General features: G+C 56.7%; 14 protein-coding genes and 2 pseudogenes. 5 read left to right on the top strand and 11 right to left on the bottom strand.

The genetic code is table 11. The annotated features are described in order from the left end of the window. Positions 1-31: 31 nt before the first annotated feature. A pseudogene (locus tag TK42_RS10820) lies at positions 32-271 on the bottom strand (flagellar basal body-associated FliL family protein); the annotation flags it as partial. Here TK42_RS10820 and TK42_RS10815 point away from each other — a divergent pair. Next, a pseudogene (locus TK42_RS10815) lies at positions 265-669 on the top strand (EVE domain-containing protein); the annotation flags it as partial. The pseudogenes TK42_RS10820 and TK42_RS10815 sit on opposite strands and share 7 nt — an antisense overlap. Positions 670-1,619: 950 nt before the next feature. After that, positions 1,620-2,546 (top strand): DNA adenine methylase, encoded by a 927-nt coding sequence (locus TK42_RS10810; protein WP_103734185.1) that lies wholly within the window; start codon positions 1,620-1,622, stop codon positions 2,544-2,546. Here TK42_RS10810 and TK42_RS10805 read toward each other — a convergent pair. Next, positions 2,543-3,256: an HNH endonuclease gene (locus TK42_RS10805; protein WP_103734184.1), complete on the bottom strand. Its 714-nt coding sequence runs from the start codon at positions 3,254-3,256 to the stop codon at positions 2,543-2,545. The two genes, TK42_RS10810 and TK42_RS10805, sit on opposite strands and share 4 nt — an antisense overlap. 174 nt (positions 3,257-3,430) lie before the next feature. Further along, positions 3,431-3,838 (bottom strand): flagellar basal body-associated protein FliL, encoded by a 408-nt coding sequence (locus tag TK42_RS10800; protein WP_046070020.1) that lies wholly within the window; start codon positions 3,836-3,838, stop codon positions 3,431-3,433. Positions 3,839-3,988: 150 nt separating this feature from the next. On the opposite strand from TK42_RS10800, the gene TK42_RS10795 reads away from it, so the two are divergent. Together TK42_RS10795 and glpT are read left to right on the top strand one after the other, a co-directional pair. Next, entirely contained in the window at positions 3,989-4,966 is a 978-nt protein-coding gene (locus TK42_RS10795; protein ID WP_032878818.1) for an NADPH:quinone oxidoreductase family protein, read from the top strand. Between the two features lie 292 nt (positions 4,967-5,258). Continuing rightward, positions 5,259-6,596, top strand: a complete 1,338-nt coding sequence (gene glpT / locus TK42_RS10790) for a glycerol-3-phosphate transporter (protein ID WP_032878817.1) — start codon at positions 5,259-5,261, stop codon at positions 6,594-6,596. Here glpT and TK42_RS10785 read toward each other — a convergent pair. Continuing rightward, positions 6,593-7,246 (bottom strand): gamma-glutamylcyclotransferase, encoded by a 654-nt coding sequence (locus TK42_RS10785; RefSeq protein WP_032878816.1) that lies wholly within the window; start codon positions 7,244-7,246, stop codon positions 6,593-6,595. The genes glpT and TK42_RS10785 overlap by 4 nt on opposite strands. A 27-nt stretch (positions 7,247-7,273) precedes the next feature. Next, on the bottom strand, positions 7,274-9,661 hold the full coding sequence (locus TK42_RS10780; RefSeq protein WP_103734183.1) for a TonB-dependent siderophore receptor: 2,388 nt from the start codon (positions 9,659-9,661) through the stop codon (positions 7,274-7,276). Positions 9,662-9,987: 326 nt separating this feature from the next. Between TK42_RS10780 and TK42_RS10775 the strand changes: the two genes are divergently transcribed. Next, the gene (locus TK42_RS10775; RefSeq protein WP_103734182.1) at positions 9,988-10,470 is read left to right on the top strand and encodes a sn-glycerol-3-phosphate transporter; all 483 of its coding nucleotides are present in this window, start codon (positions 9,988-9,990) and stop codon (positions 10,468-10,470) included. 121 nt (positions 10,471-10,591) lie between these two features. Here the strand turns inward: TK42_RS10775 and TK42_RS10770 are convergent, their stop codons facing one another. From TK42_RS10770 to TK42_RS10745, 6 genes are all read right to left on the bottom strand, one after another. Continuing rightward, positions 10,592-11,560: a CDP-6-deoxy-delta-3,4-glucoseen reductase gene (locus tag TK42_RS10770; RefSeq protein WP_103734181.1), complete on the bottom strand. Its 969-nt coding sequence runs from the start codon at positions 11,558-11,560 to the stop codon at positions 10,592-10,594. Beyond that, positions 11,560-13,026: a 4-hydroxy-3-polyprenylbenzoate decarboxylase gene (gene ubiD, locus TK42_RS10765; RefSeq protein WP_103734180.1), complete on the bottom strand. Its 1,467-nt coding sequence runs from the start codon at positions 13,024-13,026 to the stop codon at positions 11,560-11,562. The genes TK42_RS10770 and ubiD overlap by 1 nt, the downstream gene beginning before the upstream one ends. Before the next feature lie 59 nt (positions 13,027-13,085). Continuing rightward, positions 13,086-15,068 (bottom strand): acyltransferase family protein, encoded by a 1,983-nt coding sequence (locus TK42_RS10760; protein ID WP_032878812.1) that lies wholly within the window; start codon positions 15,066-15,068, stop codon positions 13,086-13,088. 156 nt (positions 15,069-15,224) lie between these two features. Continuing rightward, positions 15,225-16,484: a transcription termination factor Rho gene (rho, locus tag TK42_RS10755; RefSeq protein ID WP_003176825.1), complete on the bottom strand. Its 1,260-nt coding sequence runs from the start codon at positions 16,482-16,484 to the stop codon at positions 15,225-15,227. A 234-nt stretch (positions 16,485-16,718) separates the two neighbouring features. After that, on the bottom strand, positions 16,719-17,048 hold the full coding sequence (trxA, locus tag TK42_RS10750; RefSeq protein ID WP_032881181.1) for a thioredoxin TrxA: 330 nt from the start codon (positions 17,046-17,048) through the stop codon (positions 16,719-16,721). A 120-nt stretch (positions 17,049-17,168) separates the two neighbouring features. Continuing rightward, entirely contained in the window at positions 17,169-17,864 is a 696-nt protein-coding gene (locus TK42_RS10745; protein WP_032878811.1) for a FadR/GntR family transcriptional regulator, read from the bottom strand. Positions 17,865-17,978: the final 114 nt, after the last annotated feature.

The following is a 17,978-nucleotide window of genomic DNA, read 5'->3' as shown; positions in this document are numbered from 1 at the left end:
AGGACCTCGCGAATAGCGCTAAGCGCCGGCTTTACTGGATGATCAGATTGTTGAAGAGCAAATCTTCCACCATCGGCTTGCCGGTCTCGTCATTCATCACTTGCTGGGTTTGTTTCAGGGCTTCCTGACGCAGCTTTTCCTTGCCTTCGACCGTACTCATGGCCTCGCTGGTCTGCTGGGTAAACAGCGCCACCAACTGGTTGCGGATCAACGGATCATTGGCTTTGACCGCCGCAGCTGCTTCGGTGCCGGTCACGCGCAGGGCGATATTTTCTGCGCGCCATGACGGTGGGCGATGAGTTTTTCTTCTATCACTCCAGCTGCCCGGAGCCTGGCATTGCCGGCATCGGCAAAATCGTCGAGGCTGCCTACCCGGATCCTACAGCGCTGGAACCGGACAGCCATTATTTCGACGCCAAGGCCAGTGCGGAGAAAAATCCGTGGAGTGCCATCACCGTGGGCCACGTCAACACCTTCCCCAAGGTGCTGGGCCTGGGCTATCTAAAGCAGCAAACCGCTCTTGCCGAAATGCCGCTGGTGTAGAAAGGCAGCCGGCTTTCGGTGATGCCGGTGACCGCCGAACAATGGGCTGCCGTGCTTGCCTTGAGTCGATTGTTGGGGGCGAGCAAGCTCGCAAAAACTCAAGAACACCGCATTAATTCGGCGTAGTGCCGCGCATTTGCTCTCAACGGCGCTGTAGCTGCCAGCAGTGCTCTCTGCGTTCTCGCCCCCCCCCTGGCTCAAGTGCAGTGCAGCTTTCTACCCCAATGGGGCTGCTCTCTAAAGGCGCCGCATCAGTCACAACGGCCCAAGTGGTTACATTAGATGATCCGGCGTTCGCTACTGGATACATAAAAAAACAAAGAAAATTACGTATTCTTTCAGCGACTCAAAACTCATACCGCCAATTCTTAATAATATCAGGGAAGTGGAACATCAAGTATTTTATAAATAACATTATAATTCATGACCACTCAAACACTTAACCCTTCCAGCCACCCGCATAAATCCTTGCGCGAGTTAAACTAAGCTTATGTTCTCCCGAAAAACTTCTGGAGAGTCACGTTTAACTATTGGCTTTGCAAAAAATAATTCATCACCTACCACATCACAACAAGGGGAATTTAGCGCTAGACCTCAACACGCCTTGAAATCCAAACGGAAATTATCGCGTTACACTTAACCATCACCCACAATGCGTTAGCATGGTTTTCAGGATAAATATTTGGCTTAAGCAACACCTTAGTCACACATAGTGTTACACCCGCTCAAATCTGACGAAAGGCCCCAGAGACACCTTGCCGAGCATGCCGCGGCATGCTAACGTCTGTCCGTCTATAACTGATAGGACGAAAACGGGTGAAAACACTTATGCATAGTAAGTGCGAAAGCATGATGGCTGAAGTTCTTAAGCATGCTTCCTCGCCAATGACCCTAGGAGAAATCGTTGATGCAATTAGATCTGTGGATTCTGGCTTATTGACAGGTGCTACCCCTACAAAATCTCTTTATTCCATGTTATTGCGAAGAGAAGGGTTTCGGCGCAATAACGGGCTGAAGACATTATTTAATGCCTCAAAAGCTCGCGGCTCCCTTCTTTACTCCTTGGCTGACTGATTATGACGTACATAACTGCACCCCACGTCATCCCCTACCAAGGTAGCAAGCGAAAACTCGCCTCAGCTATTCTTAGTTTTTTTCCTGATACCGTCCGTTGCCTGTACGAACCGTTTGCAGGGTCTGCGGCTATCACTTTGGCAGCCGCCGCAAATGGGCGAGCGGAAAAATTTCTGATCGGAGATAAACTAGAGCCCTTAGCAAAACTGTGGCAAGAAATCATTGACAATCCCATCGAACTATCCGAAAAGTACAATACTTTATGGCAGGGACAGCTTGACGATCCAGCGGAATTCTTTCTAGCCACTAGAGAGAGCTACAATTCAACTCAAAGCCCGTGCGAATTATTATATCTGATTGCCCGCTGCGTTAAAAACTCAGTTAGATTCAATAATTCCGGTAAGTTTAATCAGGGTGCTGACAAGCGTCGCCTAGGGCTTAAGCCCCAAAAAATATTAAAAGAAGCTAAGCTGGCCTCAGCTCTACTAAAAGGCAAAACCTCTATCGTGTCAGGTGACTTTCGAGACATGATAAAAAGTGCTGGCACCGAGGATCTGATTTACATGGATCCACCCTGGCAGGGAACCAGTGGAAAAAGAGACCCTAGGTATGCCTTCTTGCTTGATATAGATGAGCTTGAATCCGAGCTGGACTCTCTCAATGATCGAGGCGTTCCTTATATTCTCAGCTTCGACGGAACATGTGGAGATAAGAACTATGGAAGAGCGTTGGCCCCTCATTTATCACTGACCAAAGTTGAACTCAATGCTGGGCGCTCTACTCAAGCAACTCTTTTGGGCCGGGATCACGTCACTATCGAATCACTTTATTTATCCCCAGCACTCGAAAAAAAGCTATCACACAACCATCCCATAACAAAATACCAACGGAAGATGAAGATTCAGTCGGATCTATTTGAACTCTCCTAATCTGCACTATTGAGCTTTTTAAATATCAATTCCTGTATAGGACTTAGATTAATATCTGCATCCGCTCGAAGCTTATCAAATAACGCTAAATGGTCACCTGAAAATGTTAAGGTGACCTGCCTCTCCTGCTTCATTGCCACATGAGTATATTTCTCAGGACTTGCCCAATAACACGAAGCGCAAACAGAGTAGTCTCTAAAGTCAGTTAGATTTTGACAATGTTCACACGACCAAGATTTTTTTCGCTGAGCGGTACCTGACAACAGCATGAATTTTGATACATCGCCTTCGCTACCGATCAAATCACCAGAAACTTCATATGGTATACGGTGATCAATTTGCAGGTAACGCTCATCGTATCGCTCACTACTTATCATGCATCGCTCGCCATAATAATCTACCAAATCGGCCTTGAAAGCCTTAGAAAAAGTTTTCCGCCCTCCCAGCTTGTGCCCTTCAACTTTCTCAGGATCACCAAAGCGATAGGCCGCTATACTTCTACCGTCCTTGCCCGCCACTCGATAAGTCTCGACAGGGATACCTTGCTCTCGAACATCACGTATGGCACGTGGAGGATGAATATAACCGTATGTATCTTTCAGATCATCAGTGGTGATGAATCCATACTTAATAATATGATCAATGACAGTCTTAGGTCGCTTTTGGGTGACGCTTCTCGCTAACCGTAATAACTCTGAATCCATGCTCATTATATTTCTCGCCATATTAATAATTTAATGCCGCGACCGGAAATCTGAAGAATGCAACGTGGCAGTTACAAACTTATTGCCGGAGAGACAATTAATATTTAATCGTCCTGCATTAGTTTTTTATATATATCTACATTTTCTGCTAGTCACATGCCAACACATTCCTGAATACGCTCACTGGATGATGAGGTTGTTGAACAGCAAATCTTCTACCACCGGCTTACCCGTCTCATCGTTCATCACTTGCTGGGTTTGTTTCAGGGCTTCCTGACGCAGCTTTTCCTTGCCTTCGACCGTACTCATGGCCTCGCTGGTCTGCTGGGTAAACAGCGCCACCAGTTGGTTGCGGATCAACGGATCGTTGGCTTTGACCGCCGCAGCTGCTTCGGTGCCGGTCACGCGCAGGGCGATATCGGCCTTGTAAACCTTGAGTTTGGCCGTGCCATCCAGGCCGTAGTTACCCACAAACGGCGGGGTCAGGCTGATATAGCTGACTTTCGGCGCCTCGCCTTCCTTGGCTTCTTCGGCCTGGACGGCCATCGGCAATGTCAGGGCCAGCATCAACAGGATCCACGCTTTCACAGTTCATTCCTCGAATTCGTTTGCCCGGTAGCATAACGCTAGCAAGGCTGAGCACAAGCTTATGGGGGCTTATCAGGCGCGGGTATGCTCGTTGACCCACGGGCGCACCCTCCTACACTTATCGGCCACGATGCCAAAAGGAATAGTCCGATGAAAGCTGTGCTGTGCAAAGCCTTCGGCCCCGCCGAAACCCTGGTGCTGGAAGAGATCGCCAGCCCTGCGATCAAGAAGAACGAAATCCTGCTGGACGTGCACGCGGCCGGGGTGAACTTCCCGGATACCCTGATCATCGAGGGCAAGTACCAGTTCAAGCCGCCCTTTCCATTCTCACCCGGTGGCGAAGCGGCAGGCGTGGTCAGCGAGGTGGGTGAGAAAGTCAGCCACTTGAAGGTCGGTGACCGCGTAATGGCGTTGACCGGTTGGGGCAGCTTTGCCGAGCAGGTCGCGGTGCCTGGCTATAACGTGCTGCCGATTCCGCCGAGCATGGACTTCAACATCGCCGCTGCCTTCAGCATGACCTACGGCACCTCGATGCACGCGCTTAAACAGCGCGCCAACCTGCAACCCGGTGAGACCCTGCTGGTGCTAGGCGCCTCCGGCGGTGTGGGCCTGGCCGCGGTGGAAATCGGCAAGGCCATGGGCGCACGCGTGATCGCCGCCGCCAGCAGCGCCGACAAACTCGCGGTGGCCAAGGCGGCCGGGGCTGATGAGTTGATCAACTACAGCGAAACCAGCCTCAAGGACGAGATCAAACGCCTCACCGACGGCAATGGCGCGGATGTGATCTACGACCCGGTGGGCGGCGACCTGTTTGACCAGGCCGTCCGCGCCATCGCCTGGAACGGCCGCCTGCTGGTAGTGGGGTTTGCCAGCGGGCGCATTCCCGAATTGCCGGTGAACCTGGCATTGCTCAAGGGCGCGGCGGTAGTTGGGGTGTTCTGGGGCTCGTTTGCCCAGCGCCAGCCGCAGGATAACGCGGCGAATTTTCAGCAGTTGTTCACGTGGTATGCCGAGGGCAAGTTGAAGCCGTTGGTGTCGCAGGTGTATCCGCTGGAGCAGGCTGCCCAGGCGATTAATGACCTGGGGCAGCGCAAGGCAGTGGGTAAGGTCGTCGTCCAGACACGCTGATTGATCTGAAATGCGGTCCTTGTGGGAGGGGGCTTGCCCCCGATAGGAGTCGGTCAGTGAGTACATGAGTGACTGAACCACCGCTATCGGGAGCAAGCCCCCTCCCACATTTTGATCCTCGGTGTTCAAGAGAACGGATTACGACCATAACTTATCTATTTACGACATGTTCGTAAAAGAACATGCAATTGCTCTCGTTTCCTGTGTTTGCAGATAAGAGGCGATGCTATTTTCGGTAACGAAACTGTAACATTCGCATCCGCAGTCAAAACAAGAAATTTGGAGCTCTTGAATGTTTGCTTTCTTTCGACCTGCCGCACACCAGGCGCCTCTGCCTGAAGAAAAAATAGACAGTACCTACCGACGGCTGCGCTGGCAGATCTTCGCTGGTATTTTCTTCGGTTACGCCGGCTACTACCTGCTGCGCAAAAACTTCTCCCTGGCCATGCCCTACTTGATCGACGAGGGTTACACCCGTGGTGAACTGGGCCTGGCGATGTCGGCGATTGCGATTGCCTACGGTTTATCCAAGTTCCTCATGGGGCTGGTGTCCGACCGCTCCAACCCACGTTACTTCCTGCCGTTCGGCCTGCTGGTTTCAGCGGGGGTGATGTTCATTTTCGGTTTCGCACCTTGGGCAACGTCCAGCGTGACCATGATGTTCATTTTGCTGTTCATCAACGGCTGGGCCCAGGGCATGGGGTGGCCGCCGAGTGGGCGGACAATGGTGCACTGGTGGTCGCAGAAAGAACGCGGCGGCGTGGTGTCCGTGTGGAACGTGGCGCATAACGTCGGCGGTGGCTTGATCGGCCCGCTGTTCCTGCTGGGCATGGCGTGGTTCAACGACTGGCATGCTGCCTTCTACGTGCCGGCCACCGTGGCCCTGGCGGTCGCGGCGTTTGCCTTCATCACCATGCGCGACACCCCGCAATCGGTGGGCTTGCCGCCTATCGAGAAGTACAAGAACGATTACCCGGAAGGCTACGACGCCAGCCACGAAGACGAATTCAGCGCCAAGGAAATCTTCGTCAAGTACGTGCTGCGCAACAAAATGCTGTGGTACATCGCCTTCGCCAACGTGTTCGTCTACCTGTTGCGCTACGGCGTACTGGACTGGGCGCCGACCTACTTGAAAGAAGCCAAGCACTTCACGGTCGATAAGTCGTCCTGGGCGTATTTCTTCTATGAGTGGGCCGGTATCCCAGGCACGTTGTTGTGCGGCTGGATGTCGGACAAAATCTTCCGTGGCAATCGCGGCCTGACCGGTATCGTGTTCATGGCGCTGGTCACCGTGGCGACCCTGGTTTACTGGCTCAACCCGCCGGGCAACCCGATGATCGACATGATTGCGCTGTTCTCAATCGGCTTCCTGATCTACGGCCCGGTCATGCTGATCGGCCTGCAGGCGCTGGAGCTGGCACCGAAGAAAGCCGCCGGCACTGCCGCGGGTTTCACCGGCTTGTTCGGTTACCTGGGCGGTTCGGTAGCAGCCAGTGCGGCCATGGGCTACACGGTTGACCATTTCGGCTGGGACGGTGGTTTCGTGCTGCTGATTGGTGCCTGTGTACTGGCGATCGCGTTCCTGATCCCCACGCTGTGGCACACCAACAGCGTCAGCTCGGCGCGTTAATCGGCAGAGCAATCTTTGGCACAACGCTTGAGCCGCGCCTCCAGGTTTTTATCTGGCATGGCGTGGCTACGCAGGGCGTTCACGGTCTGCTCGACATAATCGCGAGTCGTGCCGTAACGCCCGCAAGCGCTTTGCAGCACATGATTAAGCACAATATCGGGCAAGTTGCCGGCATAGCTGGGCAAGTGCCGCTCCAGAACAAACCCCAACGCCTGCACGGTGCTGCCATCTTCCAATCGGCAACTGAGCCAGTGCGGCCGGTACGAGGGGTAAGGCATCTCACGCTGCCATAGGGCGTAAAGCGAGGCCTCCAACTGGTCCTCCGGCAAGCGGTAGGCAAACCCGCTGCAGGAACCACCGCGATCCAGCCCAAACACCAACCCCGGCAGCTCCGGCGTACCGCGATGCTCGTGTGACCACAAATACAGGCCACGGTGATAACCGTGAACCCGAGCCCGCACCCGCTCGGTCGACGAGCACTCAGGGCGCCAGATCAGCGAACCATACGCAAACAGCCACACCGGCCCACCCTTGTGCCGAGCCATGGTGGCTTGCATCGAGCTCATCAATTGTTCGTGAGTGAGTTGCGGCCCCAGATCGAGCCGCGGAGGGTAAGCCAATTGCAGAAGATCGGTTTCAATGGCGGTCATGGCGAAAAGCGGTGCGCCTCCTGTGTGTTACCAGTTGTAAGCGACTTTACCGTAATAGAACGCGCCGCTGTAACCGTACGGCGAAAAAGTGCTGTAGGCGAGATTGCCGCCGCTGCTGGCGTAAGCATTAACCTTCTCTGGGTATTTGTCGGTAACGTTGTCGCCACCAAGGGTGAAGGTCCAGTTCTTGAGCTTGTAGTCGGCTGACAGGTCCAGCACCCAGGCGGCTTTGAAGGTCTGGTCGTTGACCTTGTCCGCCTGATAACTGGTGAACTCACCATAGCGCACCAGGTTAGTGTGCAGCGCCCAATTACCGAAGGTGAAGTCGTTGCCCAGGCTCAGTTTGTGCTGGGGTGTGGTGTCGCCCAGCAAGCCGATACGTTCGCGACGGTCCACTCGCACCAGGTTGGCCCCCAGGCTATCGAGTACCGCCGGGTTGGCTTTCACATCGGTGACCTTGGTGTGGTTGTAGTTATAGCCCAGGGTGCTGTTCCAGCGAATGCCGTTATCGAGCTGGTAGCGATAGTTGGCTACCAGATCGACGCCATCGGTGCTGGTGTCCGTGGCGTTGGTGAAGTAACGGGCCGTGGTGTAGTTGATATTGCCGACGCCATTGGCTTGCAGGTAAGCCACCGTGGCCGGGTTGAGATTGAGGTTAGACGACAGGCTGATGCGGTCGCGGATGTCGATGCGGTACACATCGAGCGTGACGGTCAGGTCATCGGCCGGCTCCAGCACCAGGCCGAGGCTGTAGTTGCGCGACTTTTCCGCCTTGAGGTCTTCGGCACCGAGCAGGCGTGCCACCTGACTGTTGGCCGGGAAGGTGCCGGCTTCCTGGATGGTGCTGCCGATCAACTGCGATGAGGTGTAGGCAAAATTCTGCTGGGCCAGGGACGGCGCACGGAAACCGTTGGAGATGCTGCCGCGCAAGGCCACCTGGGGGGTGAAGTCGTAGCGGGCCGACAGCGAGCCGCTGACGTTGGAGCCAAAGTCACTGTAATCCTCATGGCGCACGGCGGCCGAGGCGCTGAGTTTTTCGGTGAAGTTGGTTTCCAGGTCCAGGTACTGTGCCCAGTTATGGCGTGTGCTGGTGCCGGCGTCGGCATCACGGAAGCCTCCCAGGCCGGAACTGCCGGTCTGGTAATAGGACGCTGGCTCGCCCGCCTCGATTTCATAGCCCTGATGCAGGTATTCACCGCCGAACGCCACGGAGACCGGATACGCCAGAAAGCCCACATCGAACTCACGGGACAGGTCCAGGCTGACTTGCTTTTGATCGTTGCTCAGGGTGCCGTTGTTGAACTTGCGCGGCGTTGCCAGGCCCAGGGAGGTGTTGATGGTTTCGGTGCCCAGTTCGTACTGATTCTTGCCGTAGTTGGCCGACAAGTCGTAATGCCAGTCGTAGGCCAGCAGGCCGCGCAGGCCCACCACCAGCGAGGTGTCTTCCAGGTTGCCTTTGATCAGTGGCAGGTAGCCGTTGGGGTTGAGTGCGGCAATGTTATTGGAAGCGTTGCTGGCCCGGTAGAACGCCGCTGTTTCACCGCGGCGCTTGCTATAGCCACCGAAGGTGTAGAACTCGGCTGCATCGCTGAAGGAATATTCCGAGTTGAACTGGAACTTGCCTTCATTGGTGGCCGGCTCACCTTGGCGGAACACACGCTGGCCGTAGGTGGTGGAGCCAATACTGCCTGGGCGGTAATCGTCGCCGGCGCGGTTGGTGTAATCGTTGTCGGCGCCTTCGGCAGACAGGTTGATAAAGCCATTGTCGCCCAATGCCAGGCCCGTATTACCACTGACATTACGCTGGATGCCATCACCCTTTTTGTACTCACCAAACTTGCTGGACACCGAGCCGCCATGGTCGGCGTGCTTGAGGATCACGTTGATCACCCCGGCGATCGCATCGGAGCCGTAACGGGCAGAAGCGCCGTCGCGCAGCACCTCGATATGGTCCACCGCCGACAGCGGGATAGCATTCAAGTCTGCCGGGGCCGAACCGCGCCCAACCGCACCGCCCAGGTTGACGAAGGCACTGGTATGTCGACGCTTGCCGTTGACCAGTACCAACACCTGGTCCGGCGACAAACCGCGCAACTGCGCCGGACGCACCAGTTCGGCCCCGTCCACCAGGCTTGGCCGGGGGAAGTTGATCGACGGTATCAGCCGCGCCAATACGGCACCCAGCTCATCGGAGCCGGTACTGCGCAGGTTTTCACCGGAGATTACGTCGATTGGCGACAGCGATGCACTGGCGGTGCGCTCTTGGGCGCGGGTGCCGGTGACGATCACAGTGTCGAGTTTAGGTGCATCAACCGCAGAAGTTTCGTCTGCCAGAACTGGATTGAATCCCACAACGGTCAGCAAATTGGCCGACAAAATCGCCGTGTATAGCGCGTGTTTTCTGTAGCTCCCCATACCGCTCCCCTTTGAATCAAAAATAGAACTGCAATACGCGAAGTTCGTACGATCGATCCGGCTGGCGGGCGGTGGCGGTCAGTATCTGGTTATGGTCGGTGAAGTCGGTAGTCCGTTGCGATATAGCTTAAAGATATTCATCATCCAGAATAAATACCTTAAAAGAATAAGCAAAAGCATAAGCACGCTCGCCCATTCGTCAGGATCCACGCGTCTAATCCCGGTAATTTCAGCCCCGGTTCAGCCTGGGCGCGTGCCAAGCCGTCAAACTGGCGCGCCTGTAACGACCCACTTAGCCGTTCATCAAATCGACTACCGAGGTCGCCATGAAAAAATTCCGATTGCCTGGCCTGTTATTGCTTGCCCAGGCCACCACTGCGCTGGCTAGCGAAACGCCAACGGCGACTGACGACAAAGGCTTCTGGTACGCCCAGACAAGCGTCTACACCCGGCACTTTGCACCCGACCCGCAACACAACAACAAACAGGGCCTGATCGGCCTGGAGCGCAATGAGGCGTCGGGCCTGGTGTATGGCGGGGTGACCTTTCGCAACTCGTTCCGCCAACGCTCGTACTATGCCTATGCGGGCAAGCGCTACGACATGGCCGACTACCCGGTGTATGCGAAGTTGACTGGTGGACTGATCCAGGGCTATCGCGGCGAGTATCGCGACAAGATTCCGTTGAATCGATTCGGGGTGGCGCCAGTGATCATTCCGTCCGTGGGTATCCATTACGGGCCGGTCGCGGCGGAGCTGGTGTTGCTGGGGTTCAATGCAGCGATGGTGACGACTGGCTTACGCTTCTGACACGACACTGTCCCCTGTGGGAGCTGGCTTGCCTGCGATAGCGGTGCGCCAGTCGGCAAATGAGACACTGACCCACCGCTATCGCAGGCAAGCCAGCTCTCACATTATTCAGCGCAACACTTCAGGGCCGTGGGGCATAGGCGAAGACATCGGCGCGCATACGGTGCGCATCCATACCGGCATCGACCAATGCATCCAGGGTGCCGTAGATCATTGCTGGCGAACCACTGGCGTAAACATGCACGCTATTGAGGTCGGCAATGTCTTCGCACACCACCTCGTGCAGCAAACCGCAGCGCCCTTCCCAGCCACAGAGGTCGCTGACCACTTTGTGCAGGAACAGATTGGGCAGTTGCAGCCACTGATCCCAGTGCTCGATCTGGTAGAAATCTTCCGGGCGCCTTACGCCCCAGTACAGGTGCACCGGGCGCTTGAAGCCCGAAGCGCGACAGTGCTCGATCAGACTGTGCATCTGCGCCATACCGGTACCGGCGGCCATCAGCACCAGTGGTCCGTCCGGCAACTCGGCCAGGTGGGTGTCACCGAACGGCAGTTCCACACGGGCCATCTGGTTGCGCTGCAATTGTTCGATAAGGTTGCGCGCACTGTCCTCGCGCACCAGCACATGCAGCTCCAACTCACGCCCGGCATGGGGTGCAGAAGCCAGGGAGAACGCCGATTTCTCGCCGTTCTCCCGTTCGAGCATCAAGTATTGCCCGGCGTGGTAACGCACCGCCTTACCGGCCGGGGCGCGCAGGCGCACACGCCAGACATCGCCGCCGACTTCCACGCACTCGATCAATTGGCATGACAATTTGCGCAACGGCAACTCTCCTGGCGCGAGTACGCCATCCCACAACACAATGCAGTCTTCCAGCGGCTCGGCGATGCAGGTATAGAACTCGCCATGGTCGCGCACTTCACCGGCTTGGCTTACCCGGCCCTCCACCAGCAACGCCGCACACACATGGCACACGCCATTGCGGCAGGCCTGGGGGCATTCGTACCCCAGGCGGCGTGCACCTTCGAGGATTCGTTCGCCAGGGACCAGCTCCAGTACAGCGCCGGAAGGTTGCAGGGTTACACGCATCAATCTATTCCCAATTCTTTCCAGATCGCATCGACACGCGCGGTGACGGCTTCATCCTTGACGATCACCCGGCCCCACTCGCGAGTGGTTTCACCCGGCCATTTGTGGGTGGCATCCAGGCCCATTTTCGAACCCAGGCCCGATACCGGCGAGGCAAAGTCGAGGTAGTCGATCGGCGTGTTATCGATCATCACGGTATCGCGCTTGGGGTCCATGCGCGTGGTGATGGCCCAGATCACATCGTTCCAGTCCCGCGCATTGATGTCGTCGTCGGTCACGATAACGAACTTGGTGTACATGAACTGTCGCAAAAACGACCACACACCCAACATGACGCGCTTGGCATGGCCCGGATACGACTTCTTCATGGTCACGATGGCCATGCGGTACGAACAGCCCTCGGGCGGCAGGTAGAAGTCGGTGATTTCCGGAAATTGCTTCTGCAGGATCGGTACGAACACTTCGTTGAGCGCCACTCCGAGAATCGCCGGCTCATCGGGTGGACGCCCCGTGTAGGTACTGTGGTAGATCGGTTTGACCCGATGGGTGATGCGCTCGACGGTGAACACCGGGAAGCTGTCGACTTCGTTGTAATAGCCGGTGTGGTCGCCGTAAGGGCCTTCATCGGCCATCTCACCCGGGTGAATCACGCCCTCGAGGATAATTTCGGCGGTAGCCGGCACCTGCAAGTCGTTACCGCGGCACTTGACCAATTCGGTGCGATTACCGCGCAACAGGCCGGCGAAGGCGTATTCGGACAAGCTATCGGGCACAGGTGTCACGGCGCCGAGAATGGTCGCCGGGTCGGCCCCCAGGGCCACGGACACCGGGAACGGCCTGCCCGGGTGTTTTTCACACCACTCTCTGAAGTCGAGTGCGCCGCCACGGTGGCTCAGCCAACGCATGATCACCTTGTTGCGGCCAATGACTTGCTGACGGTAGATGCCGAGGTTCTGGCGATCCTTGTTCGGGCCTTTGGTGACAGTCAGGCCCCACGTGATCAGCGGGCCGACATCGCCCGGCCAGCACGTCTGGACCGGGAGCATGGCCAAATCGACATCATCGCCTTCGATGACCACTTCCTGGCACACCGCATCCTTGACCACCTTGGGCGCCATGGCGATGATCTTGCGGAAGATCGGCAACTTCGACCAGGCGTCCTTCAAGCCCTTGGGCGGCTCGGGCTCCTTGAGAAACGCCAGCAACTTGCCGATCTCGCGCAGCTCGCTGACCGACTCGGCACCCATGCCGAAGGCTACGCGCTCGGGCGTACCGAACAGGTTGCCCAGCACCGGGATATCAAAGCCGGTCGGGTTTTCGAACAGCAGCGCCGGGCCCTTGTTGCGCAAGGTGCGGTCGCAAATCTCAGTCATTTCCAGTACCGGAGAAATCGGCATCTGGATACGTTTCAACTCTCCGCGCTGCTCAAGTTGCTGCACGAAATCCCGAAGATCCTTGAATTTCATTAACCATGCCACCCGTAAAATAGGCGTACATCCTACCTGCTCTGAGGGCGGCTGGCAGCTTAATTGGCCGTCAAGCTGCGTGATTGCAACGAACTGAACAATGGCTCAAGGAAGGCTTCAATGTGTCGCGCCCCCACGTCTGACAGATGGTTATCGTCGGTATACAGCGCGCGACCATTGAGTTCGACCCGGCACAAACCATCGGCGCCGCACAGCAGGGGCGCAGGGTCCAGCACCGCGACACCACTGTCGGCAGCCGCCAGTTCGTCAAACAATTGCGTGATGAACGCCTGGCGCTTCACATGCTCGGCCACGGCCAGCCCTTCACCACTCACGGGCCGGTTCATCATCGCCAACCGGCTGAGACGGTAAGGCACGATGATTTCCTGCAGCGGCACTTCCTTGACCAGCCAGACCTTATGGCCGGCAGCACGCAAACCCTGGATGCGTTCACGCAAGCCTTGGGCGAAGCGTTGCTCGGCGACGGCACGCACATACTGGCCAGTGCCGGGGTCTTTGAGCGCATGCTCCTTGTCACCCGACATTTGCCCATACACATACAGGCTCCAGCGGGCGGCCAACACCACATCGCTGAATGTCTGCTCAGCCATGGCCTTCTCGACGCGACGGTTGAAATGCGCGCAGCGGGCAATATTCTCCAGGCCATCGAGGGGAATACAGCCGGCAAAACTGGCTTCGACCAGGCTGATATCGTGACGATCAGCGCCCTCTTTGAGTGCCGGTATCAGCGCGGTAGCGTGACTGTCACCCCATACCAACGCTGAAACCGATTGGTCTTTGGGGCCGAAATGGCAGAACAAGCGTTCATCGGGCGTATCTTTGTCGGCCATGCACGCCAGCAGGTCCGGGCTCCACTTCTTGGCTTGGGCAAAGCGCAACGCCTGCTCGGACAAGCGCGAAGGCACGCCGTCAGCTTCGCGTATCGCAAGGCCAGTGAAGCCCAGCCCCAGAATGCCGACCATGGCTGACGCCAGAATCGCCTTACGCGAAGCCAGCAAACGTTTTTCCCGGAACGGCGTTTCCACGAAGCGCCAGGACAGATAGCCCAGCACCAGCGAAAGCAGCATCAGCCCCGCCAGTTCCAGCGCGCTCAAGCCATCCACCGCGGCGTAGTTGGCGTACACGAATACCGGCCAGTGCCAGAGGTACCAGGAATAAGAGATCAGCCCGATACCCACCATGATCCGCGTGCCCAACAGGCGAGCGACCCAAGTCTGTTGCTGGCCGTTGGCCCAGATCAACCCGACCACACCCAGCACAGGCAACAACGCAGTCGCGCCCGGGAACGGCGTTTTCGCGTCGTAACCCAATACAGCGATGAGGATCAATGCCAGGGAAGCCAGGCTGATTCCTTGCGCCAAGGCCGGCGAGGCGCGCCATTCACGCTTGGGCTGCACCGCCAGCATCGCACCGGCCAGTAGCTCCCAGGCCCGCAGATGCAACAGGAAGAAAGCTTTCTGTGGCTCATGCTGAACCGCCCAGACGCTCATGCCAAACGACGCCAGCAGCACCGCGAACAATGCCAGGCGCCAGTGCTTCAAACGGCTGGAAAGCAAGGTCAGCAGCAATGGGAAGAAAATATAGAACTGCTCTTCTACCGCCAATGACCAGGTATGCAGCAAGGGCTTGATGTCCGATGAGGCATCGAAATAGCCGTGCTGGCGCGAGAACAACAGGTTCGAGGTAAAGGTCACCTGATAATGCGCAGACCGCCCCAACTCTTCATAGTCCTTGGGCGCCAACAGAAACCAACCCACTGCCAGTGTCGCGGCGATCATCACAAACAGCGCGGGCAAGATACGTCGGGCACGGCGAGCCCAGAAGTCGATGAAACTGAAGCGTCCAGCTTGACGCTCTCGCCAGATAATTGACGTGATTAGAAAGCCCGAGATGACGAAGAAGACGTCAACGCCAACAAAACCGCCAGTAATGCCAGGGACACCAAAGTGGAACAACACGACTGCAAGGACAGCGATGGCACGCAGGCCATCGATGTCTCTGCGGTAAGCAAGGGTGGTCATAAGAATGTGGTCAGTCTGCGACGAAAGGGATGAGCGAAGTCACGCGTCAATTTTTGTTACTTAACGGATACTTATGCCACAAAAATCGCAGAATCTCGACGCAAAAAAAATGGCGCCCCATTAAGGGCGCCATTTTTTTGGACCTGAAACGCTGTATTACTTGCGTTTCATCGACAGGAAGAACTCGTCGTTGGTCTTGGTGGTTTTCAGCTTGTCGATCAGAAACTCGATGGCAGCCACTTCGTCCATCGGATGCAGCAGCTTGCGCAGGATCCACATACGCTGCAGCTCGTCGTCAGCGGTCAGCAACTCTTCGCGGCGAGTGCCGGAGCGGTTGATGTTGATCGCCGGGAACACACGCTTTTCAGCAATGCGACGGTCCAGGGGCAGCTCCATGTTGCCGGTACCCTTGAACTCTTCGTAGATCACTTCGTCCATCTTCGAGCCGGTTTCAACCAGCGCGGTGGCGATAATGGTCAGCGAGCCGCCTTCTTCGATGTTGCGCGCGGCGCCGAAGAAACGTTTCGGTTTCTCCAGGGCGTGGGCATCGACACCACCGGTCAATACCTTGCCGGAGCTCGGGATCACAGTGTTGTAGGCACGGGCCAGACGGGTGATGGAGTCGAGCAGGATCACCACGTCCTTCTTGTGTTCGACCAGGCGCTTGGCCTTTTCGATCACCATTTCGGCTACCTGCACGTGGCGGGTTGGCGGCTCATCGAACGTCGAGGCAACCACTTCGCCGCGCACGGTGCGCTGCATCTCGGTCACTTCTTCCGGACGCTCATCGATCAACAGTACGATCAGGTGAACTTCAGGATTGTTACGGGCGATGTTCGCTGCAATGTTCTGCAGCATGATCGTTTTACCGGCTTTCGGCGGTGCGACGATCAGGCCACGCTGGCCTTTGCCGATCGGGGCGCACAGGTCGATCACACGACCGGTCAAGTCTTCGGTGGAACCGTTACCGGCTTCCATCTTCATGCGCACGGTCGGGAACAGCGGGGTCAGGTTCTCGAAGAGAATCTTGTTTTTCGCGTTCTCGGGGCGATCGAAGTTGATCGTGTCGACCTTGAGCAGGGCGAAATACCGCTCGCCCTCCTTCGGAGGACGGATCTTGCCAACGATGGTGTCACCGGTGCGCAAGTTGAAGCGACGGATCTGGCTCGGCGAGACATAGATATCGTCTGGGCCGGCGAGATAGGAAGCGTCTGCGGAGCGGAGGAAGCCGAAGCCGTCCTGGAGAATCTCCAGCACGCCATCACCGGAGATTTCCTCGCCGCTTTTCGCGTGCTTCTTGAGCAGGGAGAAAATCACGTCCTGCTTGCGCGAACGGGCCATATTTTCTATGCCCATTTCTTCGGCCAGTTGGAGCAGGTCGGTAATCGGCTTTTGCTTGAGTTCAGTCAGATTCATATAGGAATGACGTAATCATTTATGGAGGGGGGAAATTAAGCTTTTGGCTTAATGAGGCCGCGCCGCAGAGAAGGCGACAGGATCGCGTACTAATCGAAAAGGAATGCGTCGGCGACGGCTTGCAGGGGGCAGTGGAGAAACCAGTGCGGGGCCGAATGTACCACCTGAGTTTCGGAGCGTCTAGCCCTGCTTTACGAAAAAGCCCCGAGATTTTCGGGGCTTTTTTGACGACGCTTAGATGTTCGCGTCGAGGAATGCAGCCAGTTGCGACTTGGACAGCGCGCCAACCTTGGTGGCCTCGACGTTGCCGTTCTTGAACAGCATCAGGGTCGGAATACCACGCACGCCGTGCTTGGCCGGGGTTTCCTGGTTTTCGTCGATGTTCAGTTTGGCAATGGTCAGTTTGCCTTCGTAGGTGGTTGCAATGTCGTCCAGAACCGGAGCGATCATTTTGCAAGGGCCGCACCATTCAGCCCAGTAGTCAACCAGCACCGGGCCAGCAGCCTTGAGTACTTCGGCCTCAAAGGTCGCGTCGGTGACGTGCTTGATAAGATCGTTGCTCATGGATGTCTCCGGATTGTAAGCAAAAAAAACGTTGCCCATCATAGCTGCCCTTCCCTCGTTCAGGAAGCCGCCTCTGATTGAGTCTTGCTATGGCGTTGCATGAGTGGGGATATAGCCAACTCATGGCGTCACGGCAGTCACAAACACGATGCCTGTTCGCAACGCCGCATTGCGAACGTGTTCCTGCATGGTTTTCTGCGCTGCCGCACTGCTGCGCCGGGCCAGGGCGCGCAGGATTTTGCGATGCTCCTGCCAGGTCTCCATGGCTCGCTCCGGCCGGATGAACGGTAGTTTCTGGCTCTCCAGAAACACCTCGGCGCTGGCACTGAGAATACTCACCATGGCCTGGTTGCCGCTGGCCAACAGGATGCGCTGGTGAAATTCAAAGTCCAGCCGGGCGGCGGCTTCGAAGTCACCCGCTTTGAGGACCTTGCGCATCGCCTCGACATTGTCTTCCAGGCTGTCGAGCTCGTTCGTGGTCAATGTGACTGCCGCCAAACCCGCAGCGAACCCTTCAAGCGCGTAACGCAGCTGGAAGATGTCCAGCGGTGTGGCCTGCGCCGCAAACGGCCAGGCGAGCTCGGATGGCGGGTCCGGCGCCAGCACGAACACGCCCTTGCCCGGCTGTACACTGACCACACCCAATGCGCTCAAGGACGATAAGGCCTCGCGCAACGACGCCCGGCTCACGCCCAACCGCATCGCCAAATCGCGTTGCGAAGGCAATGCCTCGCCCGGCCCAAAGCCTTGCTCCTTGATCAGTTTGCGGATGGCTTGCAAGGCCGCTTCCGGTACGGCTTGGGCAATGGAATTCATAAAAAACTCAAGGTTCCCGTCAGCTGAAGAGCTAGTTGTAAAGCTATTGAAGTCTGTCGGCAAGCCACGCCCCAAAGGGGCCCGTGCGTTTTTTACGGCGCTCGAAAAGGGTGC

Source organism: Pseudomonas sp. GZJR-8 (assembly GCF_002916705.1).
In the GTDB taxonomy this organism is placed as follows: domain Bacteria; phylum Pseudomonadota; class Gammaproteobacteria; order Pseudomonadales; family Pseudomonadaceae; genus Aquipseudomonas; species Aquipseudomonas synxantha_A.
The sequence above is the reverse complement of the archived record's forward strand: the minus strand, read 5'-3'. Positions and strand labels throughout refer to the sequence as shown.

What these genes read in the sequence shown, in the direction of transcription:
- TK42_RS10810 (WP_103734185.1), top strand. Translation starts at nt 1,620, where the DNA reads ATGACGTACATAACTGCACCCCACGTCATCCCCTACCAAGGTAGCAAG.
- TK42_RS10805 (WP_103734184.1), bottom strand. Translation starts at nt 3,256, where the DNA reads ATGAGCATGGATTCAGAGTTATTACGGTTAGCGAGAAGCGTCACCCAA.
- TK42_RS10795 (WP_032878818.1), top strand. Translation starts at nt 3,989, where the DNA reads ATGAAAGCTGTGCTGTGCAAAGCCTTCGGCCCCGCCGAAACCCTGGTG.
- glpT (WP_032878817.1), top strand. Translation starts at nt 5,259, where the DNA reads ATGTTTGCTTTCTTTCGACCTGCCGCACACCAGGCGCCTCTGCCTGAA.
- TK42_RS10785 (WP_032878816.1), bottom strand. Translation starts at nt 7,246, where the DNA reads ATGACCGCCATTGAAACCGATCTTCTGCAATTGGCTTACCCTCCGCGG.
- TK42_RS10780 (WP_103734183.1), bottom strand. Translation starts at nt 9,661, where the DNA reads ATGGGGAGCTACAGAAAACACGCGCTATACACGGCGATTTTGTCGGCC.
- TK42_RS10775 (WP_103734182.1), top strand. Translation starts at nt 9,988, where the DNA reads ATGAAAAAATTCCGATTGCCTGGCCTGTTATTGCTTGCCCAGGCCACC.
- TK42_RS10770 (WP_103734181.1), bottom strand. Translation starts at nt 11,560, where the DNA reads ATGCGTGTAACCCTGCAACCTTCCGGCGCTGTACTGGAGCTGGTCCCT.
- ubiD (WP_103734180.1), bottom strand. Translation starts at nt 13,026, where the DNA reads ATGAAATTCAAGGATCTTCGGGATTTCGTGCAGCAACTTGAGCAGCGC.
- TK42_RS10760 (WP_032878812.1), bottom strand. Translation starts at nt 15,068, where the DNA reads ATGACCACCCTTGCTTACCGCAGAGACATCGATGGCCTGCGTGCCATC.
- rho (WP_003176825.1), bottom strand. Translation starts at nt 16,484, where the DNA reads ATGAATCTGACTGAACTCAAGCAAAAGCCGATTACCGACCTGCTCCAA.
- trxA (WP_032881181.1), bottom strand. Translation starts at nt 17,048, where the DNA reads ATGAGCAACGATCTTATCAAGCACGTCACCGACGCGACCTTTGAGGCC.
- TK42_RS10745 (WP_032878811.1), bottom strand. Translation starts at nt 17,864, where the DNA reads ATGAATTCCATTGCCCAAGCCGTACCGGAAGCGGCCTTGCAAGCCATC.